The sequence below is a fragment of the Asaia krungthepensis NRIC 0535 genome (assembly GCF_025995175.1).
Classification (GTDB): domain Bacteria; phylum Pseudomonadota; class Alphaproteobacteria; order Acetobacterales; family Acetobacteraceae; genus Asaia; species Asaia krungthepensis.
Genome location: NZ_BAPV01000013.1, coordinates 45,009 through 67,342, shown reverse-complemented (window position 1 = coordinate 67,342; position 22,334 = coordinate 45,009). Strand labels below are relative to the sequence as shown.

At 60.7% G+C, this 22,334-nt stretch carries 20 protein-coding genes; 8 read left to right on the top strand and 12 right to left on the bottom strand.

Translation table 11 applies throughout. From position 1 onward, the window contains the following. Nucleotides 1-20: 20 nt before the first annotated feature. The 4 genes from AA0535_RS09035 to AA0535_RS09020 all read right to left on the bottom strand — a co-directional run bounded on the left by AA0535_RS09035 (nt 21) and on the right by AA0535_RS09020 (nt 2,922). Complete coding sequence (locus AA0535_RS09035; RefSeq protein WP_264815663.1) at nt 21-335, bottom strand: DoxX family protein; 315 nt, start codon at nt 333-335, stop codon at nt 21-23. Continuing rightward, nucleotides 325-1,218 (bottom strand): NAD-dependent epimerase/dehydratase family protein, encoded by an 894-nt coding sequence (locus AA0535_RS09030; RefSeq protein ID WP_264815662.1) that lies wholly within the window; start codon nt 1,216-1,218, stop codon nt 325-327. Before AA0535_RS09030 ends, AA0535_RS09035 begins: the two co-directional genes overlap by 11 nt. A 102-nt stretch (nt 1,219-1,320) precedes the next feature. Continuing rightward, nucleotides 1,321-2,229: a LysR family transcriptional regulator gene (locus AA0535_RS09025; RefSeq protein WP_264815661.1), complete on the bottom strand. Its 909-nt coding sequence runs from the start codon at nt 2,227-2,229 to the stop codon at nt 1,321-1,323. A gap of 252 nt (nt 2,230-2,481) precedes the next feature. Continuing rightward, complete coding sequence (locus AA0535_RS09020) at nt 2,482-2,922, bottom strand: MarR family winged helix-turn-helix transcriptional regulator (protein WP_264815660.1); 441 nt, start codon at nt 2,920-2,922, stop codon at nt 2,482-2,484. Nucleotides 2,923-2,985: 63 nt separating this feature from the next. Here AA0535_RS09020 and AA0535_RS09015 point away from each other — a divergent pair, with 63 nt between their 5' ends. Continuing rightward, nucleotides 2,986-4,098 carry an FAD-dependent oxidoreductase gene (locus AA0535_RS09015; RefSeq protein ID WP_264815659.1) on the top strand — a complete coding sequence of 371 codons (1,113 nt, stop codon included), beginning with the start codon at nt 2,986-2,988 and terminating at the stop codon, nt 4,096-4,098. A gap of 221 nt (nt 4,099-4,319) precedes the next feature. Here AA0535_RS09015 and AA0535_RS09010 read toward each other — a convergent pair whose 3' ends face one another. After that, nucleotides 4,320-5,030, bottom strand: coding sequence for an aspartate/glutamate racemase family protein (locus tag AA0535_RS09010; RefSeq protein WP_264815658.1), 711 nt, complete (start codon nt 5,028-5,030; stop codon nt 4,320-4,322). 315 nt (nt 5,031-5,345) lie between these two features. Between AA0535_RS09010 and AA0535_RS09005 the strand changes: the two genes are divergently transcribed. From AA0535_RS09005 to AA0535_RS08985, 5 genes are all read left to right on the top strand, one after another. After that, on the top strand, nt 5,346-7,574 hold the full coding sequence (locus tag AA0535_RS09005; RefSeq protein WP_264815656.1) for a TonB-dependent receptor: 2,229 nt from the start codon (nt 5,346-5,348) through the stop codon (nt 7,572-7,574). 126 nt (nt 7,575-7,700) lie between these two features. Continuing rightward, nucleotides 7,701-9,083: an NAD(P)-dependent oxidoreductase gene (locus AA0535_RS09000; RefSeq protein WP_264815655.1), complete on the top strand. Its 1,383-nt coding sequence runs from the start codon at nt 7,701-7,703 to the stop codon at nt 9,081-9,083. Between the two features lie 2 nt (nt 9,084-9,085). Further along, a complete protein-coding gene (gene preA / locus AA0535_RS08995) occupies nt 9,086-10,354 on the top strand; it encodes an NAD-dependent dihydropyrimidine dehydrogenase subunit PreA (RefSeq protein WP_264815654.1) in 1,269 nt (422 codons plus the stop codon). Between the two features lie 16 nt (nt 10,355-10,370). Beyond that, entirely contained in the window at nt 10,371-11,606 is a 1,236-nt protein-coding gene (locus AA0535_RS08990; RefSeq protein WP_264815652.1) for a M20 family metallo-hydrolase, read from the top strand. A gap of 58 nt (nt 11,607-11,664) precedes the next feature. Then, nucleotides 11,665-12,459 carry a TetR family transcriptional regulator C-terminal domain-containing protein gene (locus AA0535_RS08985; protein ID WP_264815651.1) on the top strand — a complete coding sequence of 265 codons (795 nt, stop codon included), beginning with the start codon at nt 11,665-11,667 and terminating at the stop codon, nt 12,457-12,459. Here AA0535_RS08985 and AA0535_RS08980 read toward each other — a convergent pair. Then, entirely contained in the window at nt 12,431-13,873 is a 1,443-nt protein-coding gene (locus tag AA0535_RS08980; protein WP_264815650.1) for an NCS1 family nucleobase:cation symporter-1, read from the bottom strand. The genes AA0535_RS08985 and AA0535_RS08980 overlap by 29 nt on opposite strands. Before the next feature lie 145 nt (nt 13,874-14,018). Between AA0535_RS08980 and hydA the strand changes: the two genes are divergently transcribed. Next, a complete protein-coding gene (gene hydA / locus AA0535_RS08975; protein ID WP_264815649.1) occupies nt 14,019-15,419 on the top strand; it encodes a dihydropyrimidinase in 1,401 nt (466 codons plus the stop codon). Between the two features lie 6 nt (nt 15,420-15,425). Here the strand turns inward: hydA and galE are convergent, their stop codons facing one another. From galE to AA0535_RS08955, 4 genes are all read right to left on the bottom strand, one after another. Beyond that, nucleotides 15,426-16,412 (bottom strand): UDP-glucose 4-epimerase GalE, encoded by a 987-nt coding sequence (gene galE / locus AA0535_RS08970; RefSeq protein ID WP_264815648.1) that lies wholly within the window; start codon nt 16,410-16,412, stop codon nt 15,426-15,428. Nucleotides 16,413-16,675: 263 nt separating this feature from the next. Then, complete coding sequence (locus AA0535_RS08965; RefSeq protein WP_264815646.1) at nt 16,676-17,989, bottom strand: bifunctional folylpolyglutamate synthase/dihydrofolate synthase; 1,314 nt, start codon at nt 17,987-17,989, stop codon at nt 16,676-16,678. Nucleotides 17,990-18,047: 58 nt separating this feature from the next. Then, a complete protein-coding gene (gene accD, locus AA0535_RS08960; RefSeq protein ID WP_127103622.1) occupies nt 18,048-18,920 on the bottom strand; it encodes an acetyl-CoA carboxylase, carboxyltransferase subunit beta in 873 nt (290 codons plus the stop codon). Nucleotides 18,921-19,115: 195 nt separating this feature from the next. Further along, nucleotides 19,116-20,597: a sugar porter family MFS transporter gene (locus tag AA0535_RS08955; RefSeq protein WP_264815645.1), complete on the bottom strand. Its 1,482-nt coding sequence runs from the start codon at nt 20,595-20,597 to the stop codon at nt 19,116-19,118. 66 nt (nt 20,598-20,663) lie between these two features. Between AA0535_RS08955 and AA0535_RS08950 the strand changes: the two genes are divergently transcribed. Further along, complete coding sequence (locus AA0535_RS08950; RefSeq protein WP_264815644.1) at nt 20,664-20,789, top strand: hypothetical protein; 126 nt, start codon at nt 20,664-20,666, stop codon at nt 20,787-20,789. Between the two features lie 73 nt (nt 20,790-20,862). On the opposite strand, the gene AA0535_RS08945 is transcribed toward AA0535_RS08950, so the two are convergent. Together AA0535_RS08945 and AA0535_RS08940 are read right to left on the bottom strand one after the other, a co-directional pair. Continuing rightward, entirely contained in the window at nt 20,863-21,678 is an 816-nt protein-coding gene (locus AA0535_RS08945) for a metal ABC transporter permease (protein WP_264815643.1), read from the bottom strand. Continuing rightward, nucleotides 21,665-22,333 (bottom strand): metal ABC transporter ATP-binding protein, encoded by a 669-nt coding sequence (locus tag AA0535_RS08940; protein ID WP_264815686.1) that lies wholly within the window; start codon nt 22,331-22,333, stop codon nt 21,665-21,667. Before AA0535_RS08940 ends, AA0535_RS08945 begins: the two co-directional genes overlap by 14 nt. Between the last annotated feature and the right edge of the window lies 1 nt (nt 22,334).

Here is a 22,334-nt window from a genome sequence, read left to right as displayed (position 1 = left end):
GTTCTATCCCTTCCGGGAGGTCACGACCATCCCAGGACGAGAAGCACCACAAGCATGCCCGGAGCAGGCAGATGGGAAAATGCTCTCCAGCGCAGCAGCGTGACAAGAACCGCCAGAAGGATCATGGACGCCAGACCCAGCCCCACAGGCCGCGTTTGCGGGAAAATCATGAGTGCGACACAGGCCCATTCGAGCACGCCAGTCACGCGGCACCACCATCCGGGATAACCCCATTGTACAAATTGCACGCGAAGTGCGTCGCGACCCAGGAGATTGACCAGACCCGCACCTGCCATGGCAACCATGAGAAGAGCGCGCGCACATTCATGCATCATCGCGATCGCTCCAAGCGGTCATCTCGAATTCCTGCAGGATCGTCCTCATGACCGGCCGCCAGCCAAGTTCTACCTGCGCTTTCGCACCCGAAACAACCTGATCGCAGGCTATCGCATCGGCAAAACCATGCAGAGTTTGACGGGCCGCCTCAAGCGGCCAGAGCGTGACGCGCCCTTGAGCTCCCCCTGCCCGGCTTGCCGCCCGAGCAATCTCGATAAGGCTGACAGGCCCATCATTGACGCCGTTATAAACCGATCCGGCAGGCGCATGAGTGAGGGCCAGTGCATAAAGCCGGGCAAGATCTTCGGCATGAACGCAACTCCAGCGATTATCACCGGTGCCGATGACGCGCGCGGCGCCTTCATTCTGCGCCTGAGCCAGCATCATCATGGCGGTCCCGCCACCATGACCATAAACCCAGCCGGGGCGGATGATCACAGCATGGACGTCCTGTGCTGCCCTGATTTCCCGTTCGAGAATTTCGCGCCATGCCACCATCGGCAGAGGCTTGCACGGCGTTTCTTCCGTGGCGGCCCTGTCTCCCGTTTCGCCATAAACCAGACAGCCGCTGGTATAGATCAGCCGCTTGCCGGTGCCCCGCAGGGCCTCCAGCAGGACATGAATCGCCCGACGATCGAGTTCCGCCGCCTTGTGGTCGTGAGGGGAGGCAGCATGAATAACCGCATCGGCCTCTAGCGTCGCTGCGCGAAGCAACGCTGTATCCTCGAGATCTCCGGGCAGGATGTCGAAACCCTGTGCCCTTGCCTTATCGGCCGCTCCCTCACTGCGCGACAGGGCAAGAATACCATGTCCCTGTGCCTTGAGCGCACGGGCAACAGCCCCGCCAATCAGTCCTGTTGCGCCTGTTATCACGATGTTCATGCTGTGCCTCGCCTCGCTGTTTCCTGGGGCGAGTGAAGCGGGGCACGAAGGCGATTGGAAATGGAGAGTTCTGATAAGCCATCATCGGTGCCGTGGATAACGTCAGAGCGTGCCCGCAAGCGCGACCAGCTGAGCGCGTAACCAGCGCAGCGCCTCGTGGTTATCGGTGCGCCGATGCCACATCATGGAAAGCGTCCATTGGGGCAATGGCAGGGGTGGTTCGAAGATAGCCAATCCGCCCCCTTCCCGTGCAAAACGCTCTGCAACCCGTGTGGAAAGAGTGGCAATGAGATCGGTTTCGTCGATCACGAAAGGTGCAACGAGAAACTGGGGCAGGCTCAGTGCAACGTGGCGCGCCAGGCCACGCTCCGCCAGCATGCGATCGACCAGCCCGCTCCGGTCTCCTTCAGGCGATACGAGCAGATGTGGTGCGCGGATGAACGCTGCGAGATCTGCTCCTTGATCGAAAGCCGGATGACCGCGACGCGCCACACAGGAAAACCCTTCCTGTAACAGGGGGTGAGATACCAGGCGGGCAGACGCCTCGACCGGAAAACCGATCGCCAGATCGGCCTCGCCCTGATCGAGCAGATTGAGAGCCTCCTCCCGACCGAACATGCCCCGCACATGTATGCCAAGCCGGGGTGCCTGAACTCCCAGCCGTGCCATGAGCCCCGGCAGGAGTACGAAAGCGGCATAATCGGTCAGGGCGAGGGTCAGGGTCGCATCGAATTGCGCAGGTTCCTGCGTTTCCATGCCCAGCCCGTCACGCAGCATGTTCAGCGCGCGGCCTATAGGCAGGGCGAGTTCCTGGGCACGCCTCGTAGGCTGCATGGCGGCAGGACTACGAATAAAAAGCTCATCGGAAAACAGGTCGCGCAGGCGCGTCAGTGCACCGCTCATCGCGGACTGGCTGAGACCGATACGCATGCCGGCACGGGTCACATGACGCTCAATGTAAAGCGCCTCAAAGGCCTTGAGAAGGTTCAGGTCGAGTCCGCTGATATCCATGACGACCAGGTTAGAGAGAGGTCACCCGGAAATTAACCCTGAAAACAGATTTCCCGGTTGATCGACAATTTTCAGTGGCTTTTTTCTAAGCAAGGTCTGCGTGCAGGCGGGATACATCCGGTACCTGATCGCGTGAACGCTCAGAGACTATGCTCCGGAAGTCCTGTCGTTGAACAGTCCTCTGTCACCGCTGCGCTGCAAAACGCATGGGCCTCCTGTATTTTTCCAGCCCGTGCATTTTCCCAATCGAGGTCAAAGGGCCTCGACATTCTCCAGGACACGTTGCAGCAGGGCAATGAGCGTTTTCTTCTCCTCCGCTGTCAGGCCTCTCGTCATATCGGCATTGCCCTGACGCAGCACCTCGCGCCCCGCAGGCAAGCGCTCGAGTGCCAGATCGGTCAGTGAAACAAGACTGCTGCGCCGGTCGTCCGGGTCGGCCTCGCGACGGACCAGACCATCGCGCTCCATCCGTGACAGTAATTGCGCCATGGTCGGCTGCTCGACCTTCGCCAGGGTTGCAAGCTCCTTTTGCGTCCGCCGCTCCCCGTTCTGCAGCATCGAAAGTACCGGTAATTGCGCAGTCGCAAGGCCGAGCGGCCGAAGTCGCGCATCGCCGATCCGTGTCAGACCACGCCCGATGCGACTGAGGTAATGCCCCGCATGATCGAGAGGGTTCCAGGGAGTATCGGTCATTGCATAGCGTCCTATGTTTATTCTATATAGTCTCCTATGTAAATCAGAGGGGCATTGCAGACAATGAACAGGCATATCGGGATCGTTGGCGGCGGGCCGGGCGGCCTGTTGCTTGCCCGCCTACTGCAAAGACGGGGCGTGAAGGTGACCGTTCTCGAACGCGATTCCCATGCGGCGGAGAGGCCGCAGGGCGGCTCGCTCGATCTGCACGATGAGACGGGCCAGAAAGCGATGCAGGCAGCCGGTCTGGAAGATGCCTTCATGGCCTGTGCACGCCCCGAAGATCAGGGCGACCGGCTCTATGACGAGACCGGGCGTCTGATTTTCGACCATGATGGCCATGGCATGAACCGTCCCGAGATCGACCGGGGGGATCTGCGCCGTATCCTGCTGGAATCGCTGAGGCCCGGCACCGTGCGCTGGAGTCAACGTGTTCGAGGAGTTACCGTCTCGGGCAAGAAAGTCTCGGTGCTGTGCCCCGATGGACCCGAACTCTATGACGTCGTGATCGGCGCGGACGGGGCATGGTCGCGTGTCCGCCCTTTTCTCACAGAGATCGGACCTGCTTATGCAGGTGTCGTCTTCCTCGAACTCGGCTTCGAGGAGAAGCGTGACCCCCATCCAGCCACCCTTGTCGGGCGTGGCAAGATGTTTGCGGTGGGCGACAACCGCGCGCTGATATTGCAGCGCAATGGCGGGGGGCATATCCGCTTCTACGCGGGTATGCGCATGGCAGAAGAGGCGGCTCTGGCCCTGCGTGAGGTATCGCCAAAAAGTGCGCGCGCGCATATGGCACAGAATTTTTCTTCATGGTCACCCGATCTGCGGCGGCTTCTCGCCGAGGGTGACTTTCTCGGCGTTCGTCCCCTTTACGCAATGCCCATCGGCACGAAATGGAGGGCGCATCCCGCGGTCATGCTTCTGGGTGATGCAGCGCATCTGATGTCCCCATTCAGCGGTGAAGGCGTGAATCTGGCTCTGGCCGATGCTCTCGATCTTGCCAACGCCCTGATGAAGGAAAACGGTATGACCTCCCTGCAAGACTATGAGGCAGTCCTGATATCGCGTGCGGAACGCGCTGCCATGAGAGCCGCCTCGGGTCTGGCAAAAGTATTTTCCAGTCACGGTGCTGCCCCGGTGCTCGCCCATTATCAAGAGCGTCTCGCAGGGGGCTGACTATCACGACACCACGATGAGCAAGCTGAGCACCGTGCAAACGAACGGGCCCCGGTCCCATGGAGAAGTTCTGTCGGCCCCGAACCGGTTCTGCGACACGGAGAGAAAGATAGGCGCCTCCTCGCTGCGCGCCACGACGCCAGCGCCCACCGCTTAAGAGTGGCCCGCTCTGGCAGCTTGCTATTGTCGTGCTCGATGCGGCAATGGGGGAGGTGGTGATTTTACAGGCTTTCTGGGCGTGCACCGATTGCCGCTTCTATAGCGGCTTCGACATGCAGGGCTGTCGTGTCGAAAAGCGGCACCTCCGAATCCTCAGGGCCGACCAGAAGCATGATTTCGGTGCAGCCGAGAATAACACCCTCGGCCCCGCGCGCGACGAGGCGCGCGATGATATCCCGATATAGTGCACGGGATTCGGTACGGATCTGTCCGGCGACGAGTTCATCATAGATGATCCGATGGACGTCTTTCCGATCGTCGTCATCCGGCACAATGACGTCGAGCCCGTATTGGCGCTGGAGGCGGCCCTTGTAGAAATCCTGTTCCATGGTGAAAGCCGTGCCGAGCAATCCGATGCGTGTCAGCCTCATTGCCCCGATATTCCGGGCTGTCGGGTCAGCAATGTGCAAAAGCGGGATGGAGATAGCCGCCTGAATTTCGTCTGCCATACGATGCATGGTGTTTGTGCAGATCACGATATGATTTGCCCCCGCATTCTCAAGGTGACGCGCCGCGCCAATCATCAACCGCGTCAGCTCGCTCCACGCGCCGCGATGCTGGAGCGCCTTGATCTCGGCAAAGTCGAACGACCAGAGCAGACAGCGTGCTGAAGCGGACGGCCCGAGCCGGGCGCGTACGCCCTCATTGAGCAGACGATAATACATGGCCGAGCTTTCCCAGCTCATCCCGCCAATCAGCCCGATCATTTCCATGATGCCCCCTCCTGCTCCTCTGGCGTCCCATGGCAGCTTCGCCGATTTTAAGCTCTGGCGCAAAACCATGGCCCGGAACTGACGCGTAGCGAGGGCAGAAATTTCTTGTCCATTTAGGCAGCTTATGGATAGGCTGAGTTACGAACGGAATCGAAATATTGCGGAGATAATATGATTTCCCGTCGCATTGGCTTGCTTCTTGCCCCCTTATTCGTTTCGATACCGTATGTATCGGCATCCCCCCTGACGCCCTCCCACAGCGCAAAAACTCCGCGGACCAATCTGCACGGACCCCGAAAACCGGAAGAAATCACGGTGGCCGCCCCCTCCCACAAAACATCGAATGGTGTAACCGGGCAGCAGGTGGGCGGCGGGCTGATTCGCCGCGAGACGCGCGCTGGCACGATCCAGACCGTCACGCGGGATTTCATTGCCAAGCAATCCCCCACAGCCAATCCCGTGCAGGTTCTGGCACTCGAGCCCTCAGCCTATATCGCCCTCATGGACCCCTATGGCATCGTGGGGGGCAATATGTATCTGCGCGGGCTACCGGGCGATCAGATCGGCTGGATTTACGAGGGGGTGCCGGTCAGCGATATCGGCTCGGGCGGGTTTTACGCCAATCAGACATCGGACGGCGACAACCTGCAGCAGGTCTCGCTCATGCCCGGTTCTGTGGATCTCTCGACCCCGACCGTTGCGGCAGCTGCAGGCAGTGCCTATGCCACTCTCCGCGATCCTTCGCATCATCGCGAAGGCTATGTGAACATGACCTATGGCACCTATAATCTGGCGCGCGGTCTGATACGTGCCGATACCGGCGATATCGGTCATAGCGGCGTACGCGCCTTTGCCTCGTTTTCCTACACGCGCGCCAATAACTGGCGTGGGCCCGGCACCAATATGCGCAAGCATGTCGATTTCAAGCTGGTCAAGGATATTGCCCAGCACAGCCACACCTCGCTGGTCATGAGCTATAATGATAACACGCTGCAATTCAGCCGCTGGCCCACGGCATCGGAATTCGCCCGTTATGGCGCGGGCAATGATCTCTCACGCTCGTACAAGGACGGGCTTGGCTATCACCTCTATGCGCTGGATGCGTTCCAGAATCTGGTGACTTCGGCACCGACCGAGCTCGATCTGGGACATGGGCTGCATTTTCATGACACGCCCTATCTGTGGTGGGGATCGGGCTCCATCGGTGGCGCGGCTCTGGCAACCGAGGGCGCGACCTATTCGGGGTCTTCACCGGTCAGTGTCGATCTGAATGGTGACGGGCGCATCAGCAGCACGACCTCACAACTCATCTACACGCCCAATTATTACAGCTATCATCGCGCGGGCAATAATGCCTCGCTCGACTGGACGGCCGGGAAGAACACCCTCACCTTCGGCTGGTGGTATGAATGGTCGCGCATGAACCAGGCGACACCCGTATCGCGCATCAACCCCGTCGATGGCGGACCGGAGAATATCTACGGCGATTACGGCCCACTGATCTATCGCACGTCATCGGGCAGGAAATGGTACGCCTCTGACTATAACAGCTTCACCCAGATCAACATGCTCTATCTGGGCGATAGGCTCTCGCTCCTGCGCGACAGGCTGGAACTCAAGGCAGGATTGCGTGCCGCCATGGTTTCACGCGGGATAGACAGCTATGTCCCGGTGTCGAATGACCGGCGGGGACAGAATATTTTCGAGCCTTTGCCACAGGTGAGCGCACGCTATGTGCTGGACAAGCATTCCGAGCTCTACGTGCTGGGTGTGACCAATTTTCGCACCACCAATAACAGCACGCTTTTCGAGCTCTACAGCCCCGCCGGAGGGTCGCTGCAAACTGCCCCCTCCACCGTCAAACCAGAATATTCCATCGAAGAGGAACTCGGTTATCGCTATCATGACGACCTGATCGTGGGCGAGATCTCGTTCTTCAATTACAATTTCACCAATCGCCAATTGGCGCTCAACAGCTACGTCAATGGCGCGCTCACCCCCATGACCCTGAATGCCGGCGGTCAGACCTCACGCGGTGTCGATCTGCAAATCGGCACACGGCCCATCCTGCACCATCTGCGGCCCTATGCGAGCTTTGAGTATCTCGATGCGCGGATCGATAACAACATCCCGATCGATGGCGATCTTCTGCCGACGCGGGGCAAGCGGGCCGTTTCTGCGCCGAAATATCAGGCGGGGCTCGGGCTGGACTGGGATGACGGCAGTTTCTTTGCCAATCTCGGGCTCAAATATATCGGGGCGCAGTATGCGACACTCGTCAATGACGAGAAAATGCCCGGCTACATCAATAATAACGTCACGCTGGGCTATCGACTGCACCAGACAGGCTTTCTGCACTCCCCTCAGGTGCAGATCAACATGCAGAACATGATCGGCTCGATCTATCGTAACGCCGTCTACGCCTTCACCTCGAATACCGGAACCGTACGGGGTATCTACGGCACGAACATCGCCGGGTCGTCGCCGCTCTATACCATCCAGCCGACCTTCGCCATTTCGGTGTCGCTCTCGACGGGGTTCTGAAGCACCCGGGCGGGGGGATATCTTCTGCCCGCCAAAAACCTGAACATCTGGTCAAAATATACTTGCAGCGCCAGCAGATCTGATCGTAACGTTCGTTTTACGGAACAAACAGAATCGGATTATTCCATGCCGCCCGATATTGCCTGTGGACGCCTGAGTGATGACATGCTGGCCCGGAATTTTGCCGATGCGCATCCGGGCCTGACCGCCGAGCAGGCAGCGCTGGAGGCCGATCGCTGCTTCTATTGTTACGATGCCCCCTGTATCGAGGCCTGCCCCACCGATATCGACATCCCGCGTTTCATCAAGGCGATCGCCTCAAAAAACACGGCGGGCGCTGCCCGGACCATCTTGCAATCGAATATCCTCGGCGGGTCATGCGCACGTGTCTGCCCGACCGAGATATTATGCGAGCAGAAATGCGTTCATACCGCTATCGAAACGCACAAGCCCGTGCGTATCGGCGCGTTGCAGCGTTTCGCGACCGACTGGCAAATGGCGCAACCTGCCCATCCCTTCGGACGGGCTGCCCCTACCGGCCGTCATGTGGCCGTCATGGGCGCCGGCCCTGCCGGGCTTGCCTGCGCGCACCGGCTGGCCATGCTCGGACATGACGTCACGCTTTATGACCGCCATACGCGCCCCGGCGGGCTCAATGAATATGGCGTCGCCGCTTATAAGCTGGCCGATGATTTCGCCCAGAAAGAGATCGATTTCCTCTTCGCCATAGGCGGCATCACCTATCGCGGCGGGACGGTTCTGGGTGAGACTCTCAGTCTCGCCACGCTGCGTCAGGAACATGATGCGGTGTTTCTGGCGATCGGCCTTTCGGGCGTGCGCGCCCTTGGCCTGCCGGATGAGTCGATCCACGGCGTACAGGATGCGGTGGCCTTCATCGAAGATCTGCGCTCCCAACCGCTGGCTACAACCCCGGTGGGACGACGCGTTGTCGTGATCGGCGGGGGCAATACGGCCATTGATGCCGCAGTGCAGGCCAGGAGACTCGGTGCGGAAGAGGTCACACTTGTCTATCGTCGTGGCGAAGCCACCATGTCCGCGACCGAGGTCGAACGCGACTGGGCACAGACAAATGGGGTGACGCTGCGCCTGTGGGCCGCCCCCATACGCCTTGAAACAGAGGCGGGGGCGCTGACTGGCGTGACCTTCAGGCGCACCGATCCCCCGTCCGTCTCCGGAACTCTCCCCGGAATGCCTCCTCAGGCGCCCCCTGCCGAGTTCACGCTTGGCGCCGATATGGTGCTCAAGGCGATCGGTCAGGTCTTCATCCCCGATCCGATTGCCCAGGACCAGATCCTCGTCGAGAACGGGCGTCTGGTGGTCGATGAGAAGGGCCGCACCACTCTGGGCGGTGTCTATGCCGGTGGCGATTGCACCGCTGGCGAAGACCTGACCGTGGCGGCCGTACGCGACGGGCGCGAGGCCGCCAAAGCCATTCATGACGATCTTACCCTTACCGATCTCTCTTCTTCCCGCACGGGAGCCCCCTGATCATGGCCGATCTGCGCACCAATTTCGCCGGGATTACCTCTCCCAATCCTTTCTGGCTGGCCTCTGCCCCGCCAACCGACAAGGAATATAATGTCCGCCGCGCCTATGAGGCGGGATGGGGCGGTGTGGTCTGGAAAACCCTGGGAGAAGACCCGCCTGTGGTCAATCTCAGCTCGCGCTATGGCGCGCTCCAGTTTGAAGGCAAGCGCCTGATGGGGCTCAATAACATCGAGCTGATTTCCGACCGCCCGCTCGCGACCAATATTGCCGAGATCAAGCGCGTGAAGCGCGATTTCCCGGATCGGGCGCTCATCGTAAGCCTCATGGTGCCGTGCGAGGAACATCGCTGGAAAGCCATATTACCGCTCATCGAGGAGACAGGGGCGGACGGGATCGAGCTGAATTTCGGCTGCCCGCATGGCATGTCCGAGCGCAATATGGGCTCTGCCGTGGGGCAGGTGCCCGAATATGTCGAGATGGTCACGCGCTGGTGCAAGCAGAACACGCGCATGCCGGTCATCGTCAAGCTCACCCCCAATGTTACCAATATCCTCATGCCTGCCCGTGCCGCACGCCGCGGCGGTGCCGATGCGGTGTCACTCATCAACACCATCCAGTCGGTCATCGGGGTCGATCTGGACGCCATGGCTCCCATGCCGGTTGTGGGCGGCAAGGGCACGCATGGCGGCTATTGCGGCCCGGCGGTCAAGCCTATCGCGCTGCGCATGATCGGCGAGATTGCCCGCGACCCCGAAATGGCGGGTATTCCCATTTCCGGGATGGGGGGCATCAGCAACTGGCGAGACTCCGCCGAATTCCTCGCCATGGGGTCGAGCGCGCTTCAGGTCTGCACGGCGGCCATGCATTACGGGTTCCGCATCGTCGAAGACATGATCGACGGGCTTTCGAACTGGATGGACAGCAAGGAATACGCGACCCTGCCCGATCTGAGCGGGCGGGCCGTGTCGCGCTTTGTGCCCTGGAACCAGCTCAACATGAAGTTCCGCACCATCGCGCAGATCGACCAGGAAAGCTGCGTCGGGTGCGGCCTGTGCCATATTGCCTGCGAGGATACGTCGCATCAGGCCATCGCCAAGAGCACCGGACCGAACCGCCGCGAATACAGCGTGATCGACGAGGAATGCGTGGGCTGCAATCTCTGCGCCCATGTCTGCCCGGTGGATGAGTGCATCACCATGACGCCGCAGCCAGTTGACGGCGAGATGACTTGGTTGGAGCATCCTCTCAATCCGCATCGTCTCTCCGCCTGAAAGGACTCCCCGCCTCATGAGCAATATCCGTATCGATGGCCGCGCCCTCTGGGCCGATCTGATGGAGACAGCCCGTTTTGGCGGTACGGAAAAAGGCGGGATCAAGCGCCTGACCCTGACGGAGGAAGACCGGCAGGTACGTGACTGGTTTGCCTCGGCCTGTACGGCTCTGGGCTGCACCATGACCGTCGATCGCCTGGGGAACATGTTCGCCCGTCTGGAGGGGCAGGACCCGACCCTGCCCCCCATCACCATGGGAAGCCATCTCGACACGCAGCCGACGGGCGGCAAGTTCGACGGCATTCTGGGGGTTCTGGGCGGGCTGGCCGTGCTGCGCGCCCTGCGTGAATCGGGTCATGTCACCCGCCACCCCATCGAACTGATCAACTGGACCAATGAGGAAGGGTCGCGGTTTTCGCCCCCCATGATGTGCTCAGGCGCCTTTGCAGGCGCTTTCACGGAAGAAGAGGTGCTCGACAAGCGTGATCGCGCCGGAGAACGGTTTGGCGATGCGCTGGACGCCATCGCCTATCGTGGCGAGCAGCAATGCGGCGATCACCCAGTCGCGGCGTATTTCGAGTTGCATATCGAGCAGGGACCTATCCTTGAGGCCGAAGATTACGTGATCGGCTCGGTAACCGGTGTACAGGGCATGCGCTGGTACGAAGCCACCGTGACCGGGCGCGACGCCCATGCGGGCTCGACGCCCATGACCATGCGCGCCGATACCCTCTCGGCTGCTGCCTCCATGATCGCAGCCGTCTCGCGTGTGGCGCAGGATCACGCTCCCCTGGGACTGGGCACCGTCGGGCTGATCGAAAACCGGCCCAACAGCCATAATGTCGTGCCAGGTGAGACCTTCTTCACCATCGATCTGCGCCACCCGGATGACGCCGCTCTGGCCGAAATGGAAAAAAGCCTGCTCACCGCGCTCGACTCCGTGGCCGAGTCCGGCAAGGTCACGCTCTCGATCCGCCAGATCTGGGATGCCCCAGCCGTCCCGTTCGACCGACGCTGCATCGATATCGTGACCGATTCGGCAAAAGAGGCGGGATACACCCCGAGAGAAATCGTCTCAGGTCCCGGTCATGATGCCGCCTATATGGCACGCATCACGCCGACAGCCATGATCTTTGTGCCCTGCCGCGACGGGTTGAGCCACAACGAGGCGGAGAGCATCACCGAGGCCGAAGCGGAAGCCGGTGCGAATGTCCTGCTTGGCGCGATTCTGCGCGCTGACAGGGTTTTCTGAAGCGGGAAATGTCTGTTACGTTGCGAAAACGATAGCCTATCGGAGGGGAACGGGCGACATGACGCAGAGCCTCGCAACGTCGATCGAGCTGATCCCTCATGACCCTTCCTCCGACTCGCCCCCTGAAATGTCGAACCCTCGTGAGAATGACGCTGGCCCCACCGTTTCTGCCGACCGCAGCGAGGGCCGCAGCGAAGGACGCAGGGCCGGGCGCCCCGGGAAACCCGGGCGCCCTCGGAAACAGAGTGCGCCCCGCCAGGCCATGGTGCCGCAGATCCTGAATGCTGCGGAATGGACCTTCGGGACGAGAGGCCTGAAAGGCACCAGGCTGGAGGAAATTGCCGCCCTGTGCGCCATCCCGAAAGCGAATATCCTGTATTATTACAGCTCCAAGGAGGAGCTTTATAACGCAACGCTCACCCGTCTGCTCGATATCTGGCTGCAGGATGCCGATCACTGGCTCTCGCCCGAGCGTGACCCGCTGGAAGGGGTGGAGGGCTATCTGCGGGCCAAGATCGCTTTCTCACGCAACCGCCCAGAAGGGTCGAGACTGTTCGCGCAGGAACTGCTTTCGGGCGGGTTGATGGTGCAGGACTTCCTGAAGGAGACGCTGCGCGCCCATGTTGACCGCCATGATCTGATTTTTCGCGACTGGCAGGCACGTGGTCTGATGACGCCCATCGACACGACGCATTTCCTGTCCCTGCTCTGGTCGGGCACGCAGGCCTATGCCGATATGCAGGTCCAGTTCGAGGCGCTCCTGGGTCATGCGCCTCTGACCGATACCGATTTCGAGACAGGCCTCGAAACCTTCATGACCCTCCTCAGGCCGCTTTTTCCGCGGCAGGTCTGAGAGCGCTCAGCAGGGCGTGGAATACGCCCCCTGTCACAAAACCGATGACCCAGGAAAAATTCTGTACTCCATGGAGCGCGGGCAGAAACACCACCAGAAGGCCCAGCGCGACTGCAAGGGCCAGGGCAAGAACCGCGCGAGGATTGACCCCGCTGCGATACCAGTAGCGCCCGTCCGCCCGGGGATTATATAGACTCGGCAGATCGAGAGTCTGCTTCTGAACACCGTAATAATCGACCAGCAGAATGCCGGTTACGGGTGCAATGAACAGGCCGAGAATATCCAGCGTCAGATGAATGAGTTCTGGATGGGCATAGAGGTTCCACGGTGTCAGCAGCACGGCGCCGAAAGAGGCGATCACACCTCCCTGACGCCATGAAATGGCTGAGGGGGCAATATTGGAGAAATCGAACGCCGCTGACACGAAATTGGCCGATATGTTGATTCCGATCGTCGCAGCAACGAGGGTAATCGTTCCCACAAGCATGATGGTCTGGTTGTCGAAGCGTATGATCGTCTCGGCAGGATCGAGGATCAACCTGCCCAGAGCCGGTTGCGTGAGCACCAGAGTGGTGAGCACCAGCACCACGAAGGCCATGAAGTTCACCGGCAGTCCCCAGAGATTCCCGCGTTTCACATCTGCCAGGCTTAGGCCGTAGCGCGCAAAATCCCCGAAATTGAGAATAATTGGCGAGAAATAGGCCAGGGTGAGAGAGGCCACGGCCAGCAACCCCGCAAGCGTCTCTCTCCAGGAGAAAGCGGCCCTGGGCAGCACTGAAAGATGGACCTGACCCTGCGTCTTGATCAGCAATGCGCCATCGAGCAGCAGGATCACGCCATAAATGGCAGGGCCTGCCCAGTCGATAAAATGGCGTATGGCCTCCATGCCGCGCCAGAACACCACCATCTGTAATGCCCAGACAAAGAGGAACGCCCCCCATCCCAGCATGGAGAGTCCCAGCGCTCCATGCCGGTGCAGATCGGCATAGTCCATGATTGCAGGGTCGAGATGCAGGATGAAGAGCACGATGGCATTGGAAGCCAGCCAGGTCTGGATGCCATACCAGCCCACTGCAATCACACCGCGCACAAGTGCCGGAATGATCGCGCCATAAACACCGAACGCGCCGCGTATCACGACCGGAAAAGGCACGCCCGCCTTCAGGCTCGGAACCGCCACAAGATTGCACAACAGATGCACGCACAGAATGGCGATAAGCAACCCGGCCAGAACCGCCCCCACAGGCAGGCCCATCATGAAAAAGCTGCCCAGCGTCATGTAGCCTGCCACACTGTGAACATTGGACATCCACAGAAACAGGAAATCCTTCCAGGCCCAGTGACGCTCGCGGACGGGAGCAAGATCGACATTGGTAAGGGGGCCTGTCAGGCCGGTTACTTGCCCCTGGTTCATCGACACTCTTTCAGGACCGGTAGAACACGCATCACATCATGCAATAGATTGACCATATGGTCAGGTTAGTCCTATGATTTCGATTATACAACGACATTCTCGATCACGCCTATGCAAGGGCCCCATGCCCGAGAGGACCACCGTCATGATCCTGATCAAGGGCGGCATCATCGTCACCGCCGAACGCCAGTATCGATCCGATATCCTGTGCAATGACGCAGGGCTGATCGCCCAGATCGGGCCCGATCTGGAATGCCCGACAGGGTGCGAAATCGTGGATGCCGCCGGTCTTCTGGTCATGCCCGGCGGGATCGACCCGCACACTCATATGGAAATGCCTTTCATGGGCACCACAGCGAGTGATGACTTCTATACCGGCACGGCGGCGGGTCTGGCGGGCGGTACGACGAGCCTGATCGATTTCGTCATTCCGGGCCAGGGCCAGTCTCTGTACGAAGCCTGGCAGGAATGGCGCATGAAGGCCGAAAAGGCCGCTTCAGATTACGGATTTCATGTGGCTGTGACCCATTGGGACGATCGGGTTCATGCCGATATGGGGCGGCTCGTGACCGAAGCCGGGGTCAATTCCTTCAAGCATTTCATGGCTTACAAGAACGCGTTGATGATCGACGATGCGATCTTCCTGCGCTCCATGCAGCGCGCCGCCGAGCTCGGTGCACTCTGTACGGTTCATGCCGAGAATGGCGATGCCGTATCCTTTCTGCAGGCCCAGCTTCTGGCCCAGGGCGAAACCGGTCCTCACGCTCATGCGCTTTCCCGACCGCCCGGTGTCGAGGGAGAAGCCGCCCAGAGGGCGATCACCCTGGCAGCGCTCAGGGATACGCCACTCTATGTCGTTCATGTGTCGACCCGCGAAGCGACCGAGGCCATTGCTGCGGCCCGGCTCAAAGGCCTGAAAGTCTATGGGGAGGTGCTGCCCCAGCATCTGGTCTTCGACGAGACCGTGTATCATGACCCGGACTGGCTGATTGCGGCGCGTCATGTCATGAGCCCGCCCTTCAGGGAGAAGTCCCATCAGCAGGCACTGTGGGGCGGACTGATGTCAGGCCAGTTACAGACGACCGCCACCGATCATTGCTGTTTCTGCCGTGAGCAAAAGGAACGCGGACGCGACGATTTCACCAGAATTCCCAATGGGGTTCCCGGTATCGAAGAGCGCATGAGCGTGCTCTGGCATCATGGAGTAGCGACCGGACGCCTCACACCCGAGCAGTTCGTGGCCCTCACCTCCACCAACACGGCTCGCATCTTCAACCTCTATCCCCGCAAGGGATGCATTGCTGTCGGGTCCGATGCCGATCTCGTTCTGTGGGATGCACAGGCCACCCGTACCGTCACGGTCGACGCCCTGCATCAGAATGTCGATTATACCCTTTACGAGGGCATGACCCTGACCGGCCTTGCGCGCAAGACGATCAGCCAGGGTGTCGTGACCTGGGATGACGGGCTCCTGCGCGCCGAGCGCGGCAAGGGACGTTATATCAGACGCCCGGCTTTCGCTCCCGGAGGCGCCTCATCCGTCTGAGGGCCCTTAGAGTCCGTAGCCCTCTGGATGCGCTTCACGCCAGCGAAACGCTGTTTCGACGATATGGTCGAGTTCGGACAGGCGGGGGGTCCAGCCGGTATCTCGCCGGAAGGCATCGGAATCGGCGATCAGCGTGGCGGGATCGCCACCGCGGCGGGGAGCGGCCTCCCACGGGATCTTCCGGCCGCTGACACGCTCGACGGAGCGGATCACGTCGATATTCGAGTATCCCCGGCCACTTCCAATATTATAGACAACGCTCCGCTCGTCGATCTGCGTCAGAGCACTGAGATAGGCCGTCGCCAGATCGCCGACATGCAGATAATCGCGCACACATGAGCCATCATGGGTCGGATAATCCGTGCCGAAGACCTGCAGTGCCGGGCGCCGGCCCAGAGCAGCGTCGATGACGATAGGAATCAGATGCGTCTCGGGTCGATGGTCCTCACCGGCGCGCCCGGCCACATCGGCCCCTGCTGCATTGAAATAACGCAGGCACGCGCTGCGAAGACCGTGAATGCGATCCGCCCAGTGCAACACACGCTCGATCATGAATTTGCTTTCGCCGTAAGGCGAGCCAGGATCGATCGGCGCATCATGCGGGATGGGGTCGTCGCGCTCCGGGCCGCCAAACAAGGCGGCCGTGGAGGAAAACACAAGCTTGCGCACGTCATGCGTGATGCAGGCGCGTATCAGATTGAGCGAGGAAATGTAGTTCTGTTCGAAGTATCGAAGAGGATCGGCCATGCTTTCGCCGACAAGGGAAATCGCCGCAAAGTGAAGAACAGCGTCGAATCTGCCTTCGCCAAGCACCGCATTCGTTGCCGCAGCGTCCATGAGATCGACGTGGTGAACGTCAATTCCGGCCGGAATGGCCCCGCGATGGCCAGTACTGAAATTATCGAGCACGACGACTTCATGGCCGTCATCGAGCAGGCCAAGCACGGCATGACTGCCTACAAATCCGGCCCCACCGGTGACGAGATAACGCATTCCCTGTTCCGCTCTGTTCCCCGGCGCCCTGACTCTACGCGGCACGGGGAGCGTGATAGGCTCGACCCGGTCCTCCATGAGCCCGGGATACAGAGAATTCGTGCCCGATCAAGGCAATTTCGGCTAGCTGACGAAGTTATCATCGAAGGCCAAGGTGCGGAGATCGCGGCCGATACCGCGCGGGGCACATCTCGAAGACCTCTGCCGACCCCCGCCGATCGCTTTCATCATGCATGGAGGCCGCGTCACCCAATCGAGGAGCTCTATTGCGGCAGGGTGCCATCCTGCCTGAGGACCACGCCAGCAAGATACAGGCTTCCACAGATCAACACGCGGGCAGGAGGGCCTTCCAGCCGGGGCAGGATCGAGGCGATGGTAGGACCCGACAACGCCACACCGCCCGAAGCCCGAATGATTTCCTCGACCGGCAAGGCCAGATGCTGTCCTTCTTCGCTGACGGCATGAAGGGTCGTGGCATGACCCTGCACCGGGCGCAGGAAGCCTGACGCATCCTTGCTCTGTTTCATGCCCACGATCACATGGAGCGGCTTGTCGTGCCAGGAAGCGAGCGTTGCCGAGAGGGCCTCGCCTGCATTGGGGTTATGCCCACCATCGAGCCACAACTCCCAGCCCTCCGGCAACTGGGCGGCAAGCCGACCCTCGAGACGCTGCATGCGGGCGGGCCATTGCGTGTGCGCGATGCCTGCCCAGGCGCGCTCGGGAATTTCCAGCCCGGAGGCGCGCAGGGCAGCTACGGCCAGAACCGCGTTATCTGCCTGGTGCATCCCCTCGAGACCGGGGGCTGGAAGGGCTAGCGCTCCGAGCGGGTCATGATAGGCGATGGTCCCCTCCGGATGCCGGGTGAAGCCGATTTCGCCCCCTACCTGCCAAAGCGGTGCGTCCAGCGCTGCCGCTCTCTCCGCAATGACATCGCGTGCTTCGGGCTGCTGTCTGGCTGTGACAACCGGCACACCCTGCTTGATGATCCCCGCCTTCTCGGCGGCAATCAGAGCAAGCGTTTCACCCAGAAAGGCCTGATGATCGAGATCGACCGGGGTGATCACGCAGCAGGCAGGGCGCGCCACCACATTGGTCGCATCCAGACGCCCGCCAAGCCCCACCTCCAGAATGGCCAGATCGGCCGGGACGCGGGCGAAAAGCAGAAGGCCGGCAGCCGTCAGGACTTCGAAGACCGTGATTGGCGCGCCGTCATTGATCCGCTCGATTTCCTCGAGGGTTGCGATCAGGGTTTCCTCACTGACCAGTTTGCCAGCCAAGCGGAATCGCTCTGTCACATCGACCAGATGAGGGCTGGTCATGACATGAACTGCCAGTCCGGCCTCTTCGGCAATCGCCCGCAGCGTGGCGCAGGTGCTGCCCTTGCCATTCGTTCCGGCCACATGAATCACGGGAGGCAGATGGCGCTCTGGATGACCGAGCTTGCCCAGAAGGGCCTCGAGACGCGCGAGCGAAAGATCGATCAGCTTGGGATAAAGCGCCTGCACCCGGGCCAGAATGGCGCCGGTCCGGCCCTCATATTCATCGCTGAGTTTGGCCGGGGCTGCCTGCGTCGTCATGATCTGTCCGGGAGTACTGGATGAGGAAGCTGCCCGGTCCTTCCGGGCAGACCTGGTTTCAGGCGGCTTCGGTTTCGACCGCAACCGGCTTGTTCATCATCATGCCGATGAGACGGCCCAGCATGGTCTGCAGTTCAGGGCGTGCCACCACCATGTCCACCATCCCGTGGTCACGCAGATATTCGGAGCGCTGGAAGCCCTCGGGCAGCTTCTCGCGTACCGTGTCCTGAATCACGCGCGGACCGGTAAAGGCGATCAACGCCTCGGGCTCGGCAATCTGCACATCGCCCAGCATCGCGAAGGAAGCCGAGACACCGCCCGTGGTCGGGTTGGTCAGCACAACGATGTAGGGCAGGCCCGCATCCTTGAGCATCTCGACGCCAATCGTGGTGCGCGGCATCTGCATGAGCGAAAGAACGCCTTCCTGCATACGCGCGCCGCCCGAGGCGGTGTAGATCACCAGCGCAGCCTTCTGCAGCACGGCCAGGCGGCATGCGGCAATGAATGCCTCACCCAGTGCGGTGCCCATGGTGCCCGCCATGAACTCATAGGCCATGACTGCAACAACGGCGTCGTGACCGCCGATCTTGCCATGGGCGACGGCCAGGGACTCATCGAGATGGGTCTTGGTCTTGGCGTCCTTCAGACGGTCGGCATATTTCTTCTGGTCGCGGAATCCGAGCGGATCGCTGGGGACCTTGGGCAGTTCGATCTTGGTATATTTGCCGCCGTCAAAGGTCCATTCGAGGCGTTCGGTCGCCTTCGCCTTGCCGTGGTGACCGCAATGGGGGCAGACGCGCTGGGCCTTCTCGAGATCCTTGATCAGGATCATCTGCGAGCACGACTCACAGCTGGTCCAGAGATTTTCCGGCACTTCGCGCTGCAGAAGGCCACGGATTTTCGGTCGAACGTATTCGGTCAGCCAGCTCATATTGATCCTACTTCTCGCCTGTTCCGCATGGTTTCCCCTAGCACGAAGGCGCTGCGGTCGGATGGGCAACAGTCATTCCGAGGCCGCTTTTAGCGATTTCTCACGCGTAACGCCAGTTTCACAAAAAGAGGCGGCCCTCCCCCGGAAGGCCGCCCCGCGTCGATCGACATGGACCCGTATGGACGAAGGCAGGGTTCAGGCTGCGGCCTCTTCCTGTGCGTCCTCCGAGACGATACGCGTCTGCCCCTTGCTCGGGCGGAAGCGCTTCTCATGGAGCGCCAGCTCGATATCCTCCAGTGTGGCGCCGGCGGTCTCGGGTACGAAGAAGAAGATGAATGCGACGGAGGCCAGATTGACGGCTGCGTAGAACCACATGGTTCCACCCAGGGTAATGAGCTGCACCAGTGTCAGCGCCGTACCCGTGACCAGGAGATCGGAGCCCCAGAGCGTTGCAGCATGAAGGCTGGTAGCCTGACCGCGCATCGAGAGCGGGAACATCTCGGCGCCAAGCAGCCATCCACAGACCTGGATACCGCCCGAGTTGAAGGCCATGAAAAGCAGCAGGAACACGATCACCAGATAGGAGCCGAAACTGCCTGCCGCAGGATGCAGGGCAAACACGACGCCCAGACCGATCAGGCTCACAATGGAGCCCGGTCCCATGATCAGCATCAGACGACGACGCCCGACCCGATCGACAATCAGACAGCCGATGAAGGTCATGATGCAGTAGGTTATGGCGACACCCAGAGAGGCCATGAGCGCCGAGGACGCACCGAACCCGGCATCGCGCAGGAAGGTCGGGGCGTAATAGATCATCATCTCCAGCCCGCCGCACTGGGTGAAGAACGCCACACCGAGTGCTGCGACCAGAGCCGGACGCACCCAGGGACGGAACAGCCCCTTCCAGCCACGATTGCGCGGATCAGCCGATTCCGCATTCTCGCGCATTTCGCGCACTTCCTTGCGGATCACCTTCTTGGAGGTCCGGATACGGCCAAGCTCGATGATGGCCCGCTTCATGCCCTCATTCTCAGCCGTCCAGCGCGGGCTTTTGGGCATGAAGAACATCGAGACGAAGACAATGGCCGCAGGAACAGCCGCCAGACCTACCATCGGCCGCCAGCCCCATGCCTCACGCTCGGTGTAACCAATGATGTTGGCGAGCAGAATGCCCAGTCCGATGGCCACATTGAACATCGTGACCAGCGTACCGCGCTTCTCCGCCGGGGCCAGCTCGGAAATGTACATCGGCACGACCTGCGTGGACCCACCGACCGCAAAGCCGAGAAACACGCGTGAGACGATCAGCAGCCAGACATCGGGAGAAAAGGCACAGGCGAGGGCACCGAGGACAAACACCCCGCTGACCAGAGTCACACAGGCGCGCCGACCGTATTTTTCCGAAAAAGATCCAGCCGCCAGAGCGCCCAGAATAGCGCCAGCCAGAATGGCAGAAGCCACCATCTCCTGCATGGTGCTGCTCAGATGAAAGTCATCCGAGATCAATAGCAGCGCACCGGAAATGATGCCCGTATCATAGCCGTAAAGGCCGCCGCATATGGCAGCTACAACGGCAGCGAGTATCAGGATATATTTCGCATAGGGGGACACCTCGATGGGATGATCCTCATGAGGGGTCGCACCATGGCCCTGTGGCTCTGCATTATTTATCATGACGATATAACTGGAGACCCACGAATTGGTTTAAGCTGCCCCGCAAAAACCGGAAAGGATCACCCTATGGCCAAGCCCAAGAAGATCAAGCAGGACGTTCCGACGATCAATCTGCGTGAGTTGATCATCATGCATATCGTCCTTGCCATTTTCATCATCGGTATCATGTTGCTCGACTGGCATCTGAACTGAGTGACACGGGGCGATTTCCAGCCCCCAGGGAGCCACGCAATCCGGATTACCGTGATAGCGCGACCCTCTATCTTCAGGACGCCCGAGGGGCGACAAAACGGACGAGAATATAGCTGAGAGCGGCTCCGGCGCTGATGCAGAAAGAAGCCGGTGCGCCGGTGTACCATGCAAGGGTCAAGCCGCCCCATGACAGCACAAGGGCGAGCCCAGCCGAGCAGAGCAGCCCCGGCCAGGGCGAAAGGCCAAGTCTCAGTGCACAGGCAGCCGGCCCAACAAGCAGGCTGAACACCAGCAGGATTCCGATGGTTTGCGAGCAGATGGCTGTCGCGAGCGCCACAAGCGCCATGAAGCCGCACGCGATCAGCTTGAGCCCGACACCTTTCGCTGCGGCCAGATCCGGGTCGAGGCTGGCAAAGAGGAGCGGTCGGCCCAGCACACACAGCCCAACCAGACAGACACCGCCCAGAAGAAACAGCAAGCGCAGGGTGCCCCGATCAACGCCGAGGACATTACCGAAAAGCAGGGCCGTGGTACTGCTGACCGGCACATTCTGGATCTTGAGAAAAAGCAGCCCAAGACCGAGGCTGGCAGCAAGCACGACACCAATCACGCTGTCGCGCTGACTGGCCGCGACAGCGTTGCTGCGCTGATCGCCCTGCGGCTCCCACCCAAGCACCAGAGCGGCCACCAGAGCCGAAAGCACCATACCCCAGAATGGCGTCAATCCGATCAGCACAGCGCCGGTCGCCCCTGCATAGCCGATATGAGACAGGGCATGCCCGGCAAAACTCTGGCCGCGCAGCACGAGAAACCAGCCCACCAATCCGCTCAGGATCGAGACCACGCCTGTCGCCATGAAGGCGTTCTGCATGAATTCATAATGCAGCATCGCGCAGCTCCAGCTTCTGGCTGTCGATAGAGAGCACATGATCGGCATAGGAAAGAGCCGCCTCGATGCCATGACATGACATGAGCACAGCCATGCCCGTCTCACGGCAGCGCGCCTGCAGCATTGCCAGGATCTCACTCTGCCATTGCGTATCCATGCCGCTCAGCGGCTCATCCAGAACCAGAAAGCACGGAGAATCGAGCAGCGCGCCTGACAGAAACACGCGTTGTCTTTCACCGCCGGAGAGCTGGCTCAGGGGCTGATCGACCAGTTTTTCGCTTCCGGTCAAGGCAAGGCACGCCTGCAGGGCCGACTTCAGATTCTGCCCCCAGCCGGGAAGCCCGAAACGTGTGCCATGCCATGAAGCGGCGAGAAAGGCGCGCCCTGTCATTTGCGGGGCCGGAAGACGACGATCCTGGGGCATATATCCCGTGAGGCACCGCGCCCGGCGGGGCGTCTTGCCGGATATCTGGATCTCTCCGCCCTGTAGAGGGTGCAGTCCCATCAGGGCGCGCAGGAGTGTGGTCTTGCCCTGACCATTGCCCCCCGCGAGCAGGGTCAGCGTACCTCGCCCAAGCGTGAGATCGGCCCGGTCGATCAGAACACGACGCCCATGCGCCAGGGTAACGGCTTTCAGAGCCAGAACCGGTGCCATG

What these genes read in the sequence shown, in the direction of transcription:
- AA0535_RS09035 (WP_264815663.1), bottom strand. Translation starts at nt 335, where the DNA reads ATGATGCATGAATGTGCGCGCGCTCTTCTCATGGTTGCCATGGCAGGT.
- AA0535_RS09030 (WP_264815662.1), bottom strand. Translation starts at nt 1,218, where the DNA reads ATGAACATCGTGATAACAGGCGCAACAGGACTGATTGGCGGGGCTGTT.
- AA0535_RS09025 (WP_264815661.1), bottom strand. Translation starts at nt 2,229, where the DNA reads ATGGATATCAGCGGACTCGACCTGAACCTTCTCAAGGCCTTTGAGGCG.
- AA0535_RS09020 (WP_264815660.1), bottom strand. Translation starts at nt 2,922, where the DNA reads ATGACCGATACTCCCTGGAACCCTCTCGATCATGCGGGGCATTACCTC.
- AA0535_RS09015 (WP_264815659.1), top strand. Translation starts at nt 2,986, where the DNA reads ATGAACAGGCATATCGGGATCGTTGGCGGCGGGCCGGGCGGCCTGTTG.
- AA0535_RS09010 (WP_264815658.1), bottom strand. Translation starts at nt 5,030, where the DNA reads ATGGAAATGATCGGGCTGATTGGCGGGATGAGCTGGGAAAGCTCGGCC.
- AA0535_RS09000 (WP_264815655.1), top strand. Translation starts at nt 7,701, where the DNA reads ATGCCGCCCGATATTGCCTGTGGACGCCTGAGTGATGACATGCTGGCC.
- preA (WP_264815654.1), top strand. Translation starts at nt 9,086, where the DNA reads ATGGCCGATCTGCGCACCAATTTCGCCGGGATTACCTCTCCCAATCCT.
- AA0535_RS08990 (WP_264815652.1), top strand. Translation starts at nt 10,371, where the DNA reads ATGAGCAATATCCGTATCGATGGCCGCGCCCTCTGGGCCGATCTGATG.
- AA0535_RS08985 (WP_264815651.1), top strand. Translation starts at nt 11,665, where the DNA reads ATGACGCAGAGCCTCGCAACGTCGATCGAGCTGATCCCTCATGACCCT.
- AA0535_RS08980 (WP_264815650.1), bottom strand. Translation starts at nt 13,873, where the DNA reads ATGAACCAGGGGCAAGTAACCGGCCTGACAGGCCCCCTTACCAATGTC.
- hydA (WP_264815649.1), top strand. Translation starts at nt 14,019, where the DNA reads ATGATCCTGATCAAGGGCGGCATCATCGTCACCGCCGAACGCCAGTAT.
- galE (WP_264815648.1), bottom strand. Translation starts at nt 16,412, where the DNA reads ATGCGTTATCTCGTCACCGGTGGGGCCGGATTTGTAGGCAGTCATGCC.
- AA0535_RS08965 (WP_264815646.1), bottom strand. Translation starts at nt 17,989, where the DNA reads ATGACGACGCAGGCAGCCCCGGCCAAACTCAGCGATGAATATGAGGGC.
- accD (WP_127103622.1), bottom strand. Translation starts at nt 18,920, where the DNA reads ATGAGCTGGCTGACCGAATACGTTCGACCGAAAATCCGTGGCCTTCTG.
- AA0535_RS08955 (WP_264815645.1), bottom strand. Translation starts at nt 20,597, where the DNA reads ATGATAAATAATGCAGAGCCACAGGGCCATGGTGCGACCCCTCATGAG.
- AA0535_RS08950 (WP_264815644.1), top strand. Translation starts at nt 20,664, where the DNA reads ATGGCCAAGCCCAAGAAGATCAAGCAGGACGTTCCGACGATCAATCTG.
- AA0535_RS08945 (WP_264815643.1), bottom strand. Translation starts at nt 21,678, where the DNA reads ATGCTGCATTATGAATTCATGCAGAACGCCTTCATGGCGACAGGCGTG.
- AA0535_RS08940 (WP_264815686.1), bottom strand. Translation starts at nt 22,333, where the DNA reads ATGGCACCGGTTCTGGCTCTGAAAGCCGTTACCCTGGCGCATGGGCGT.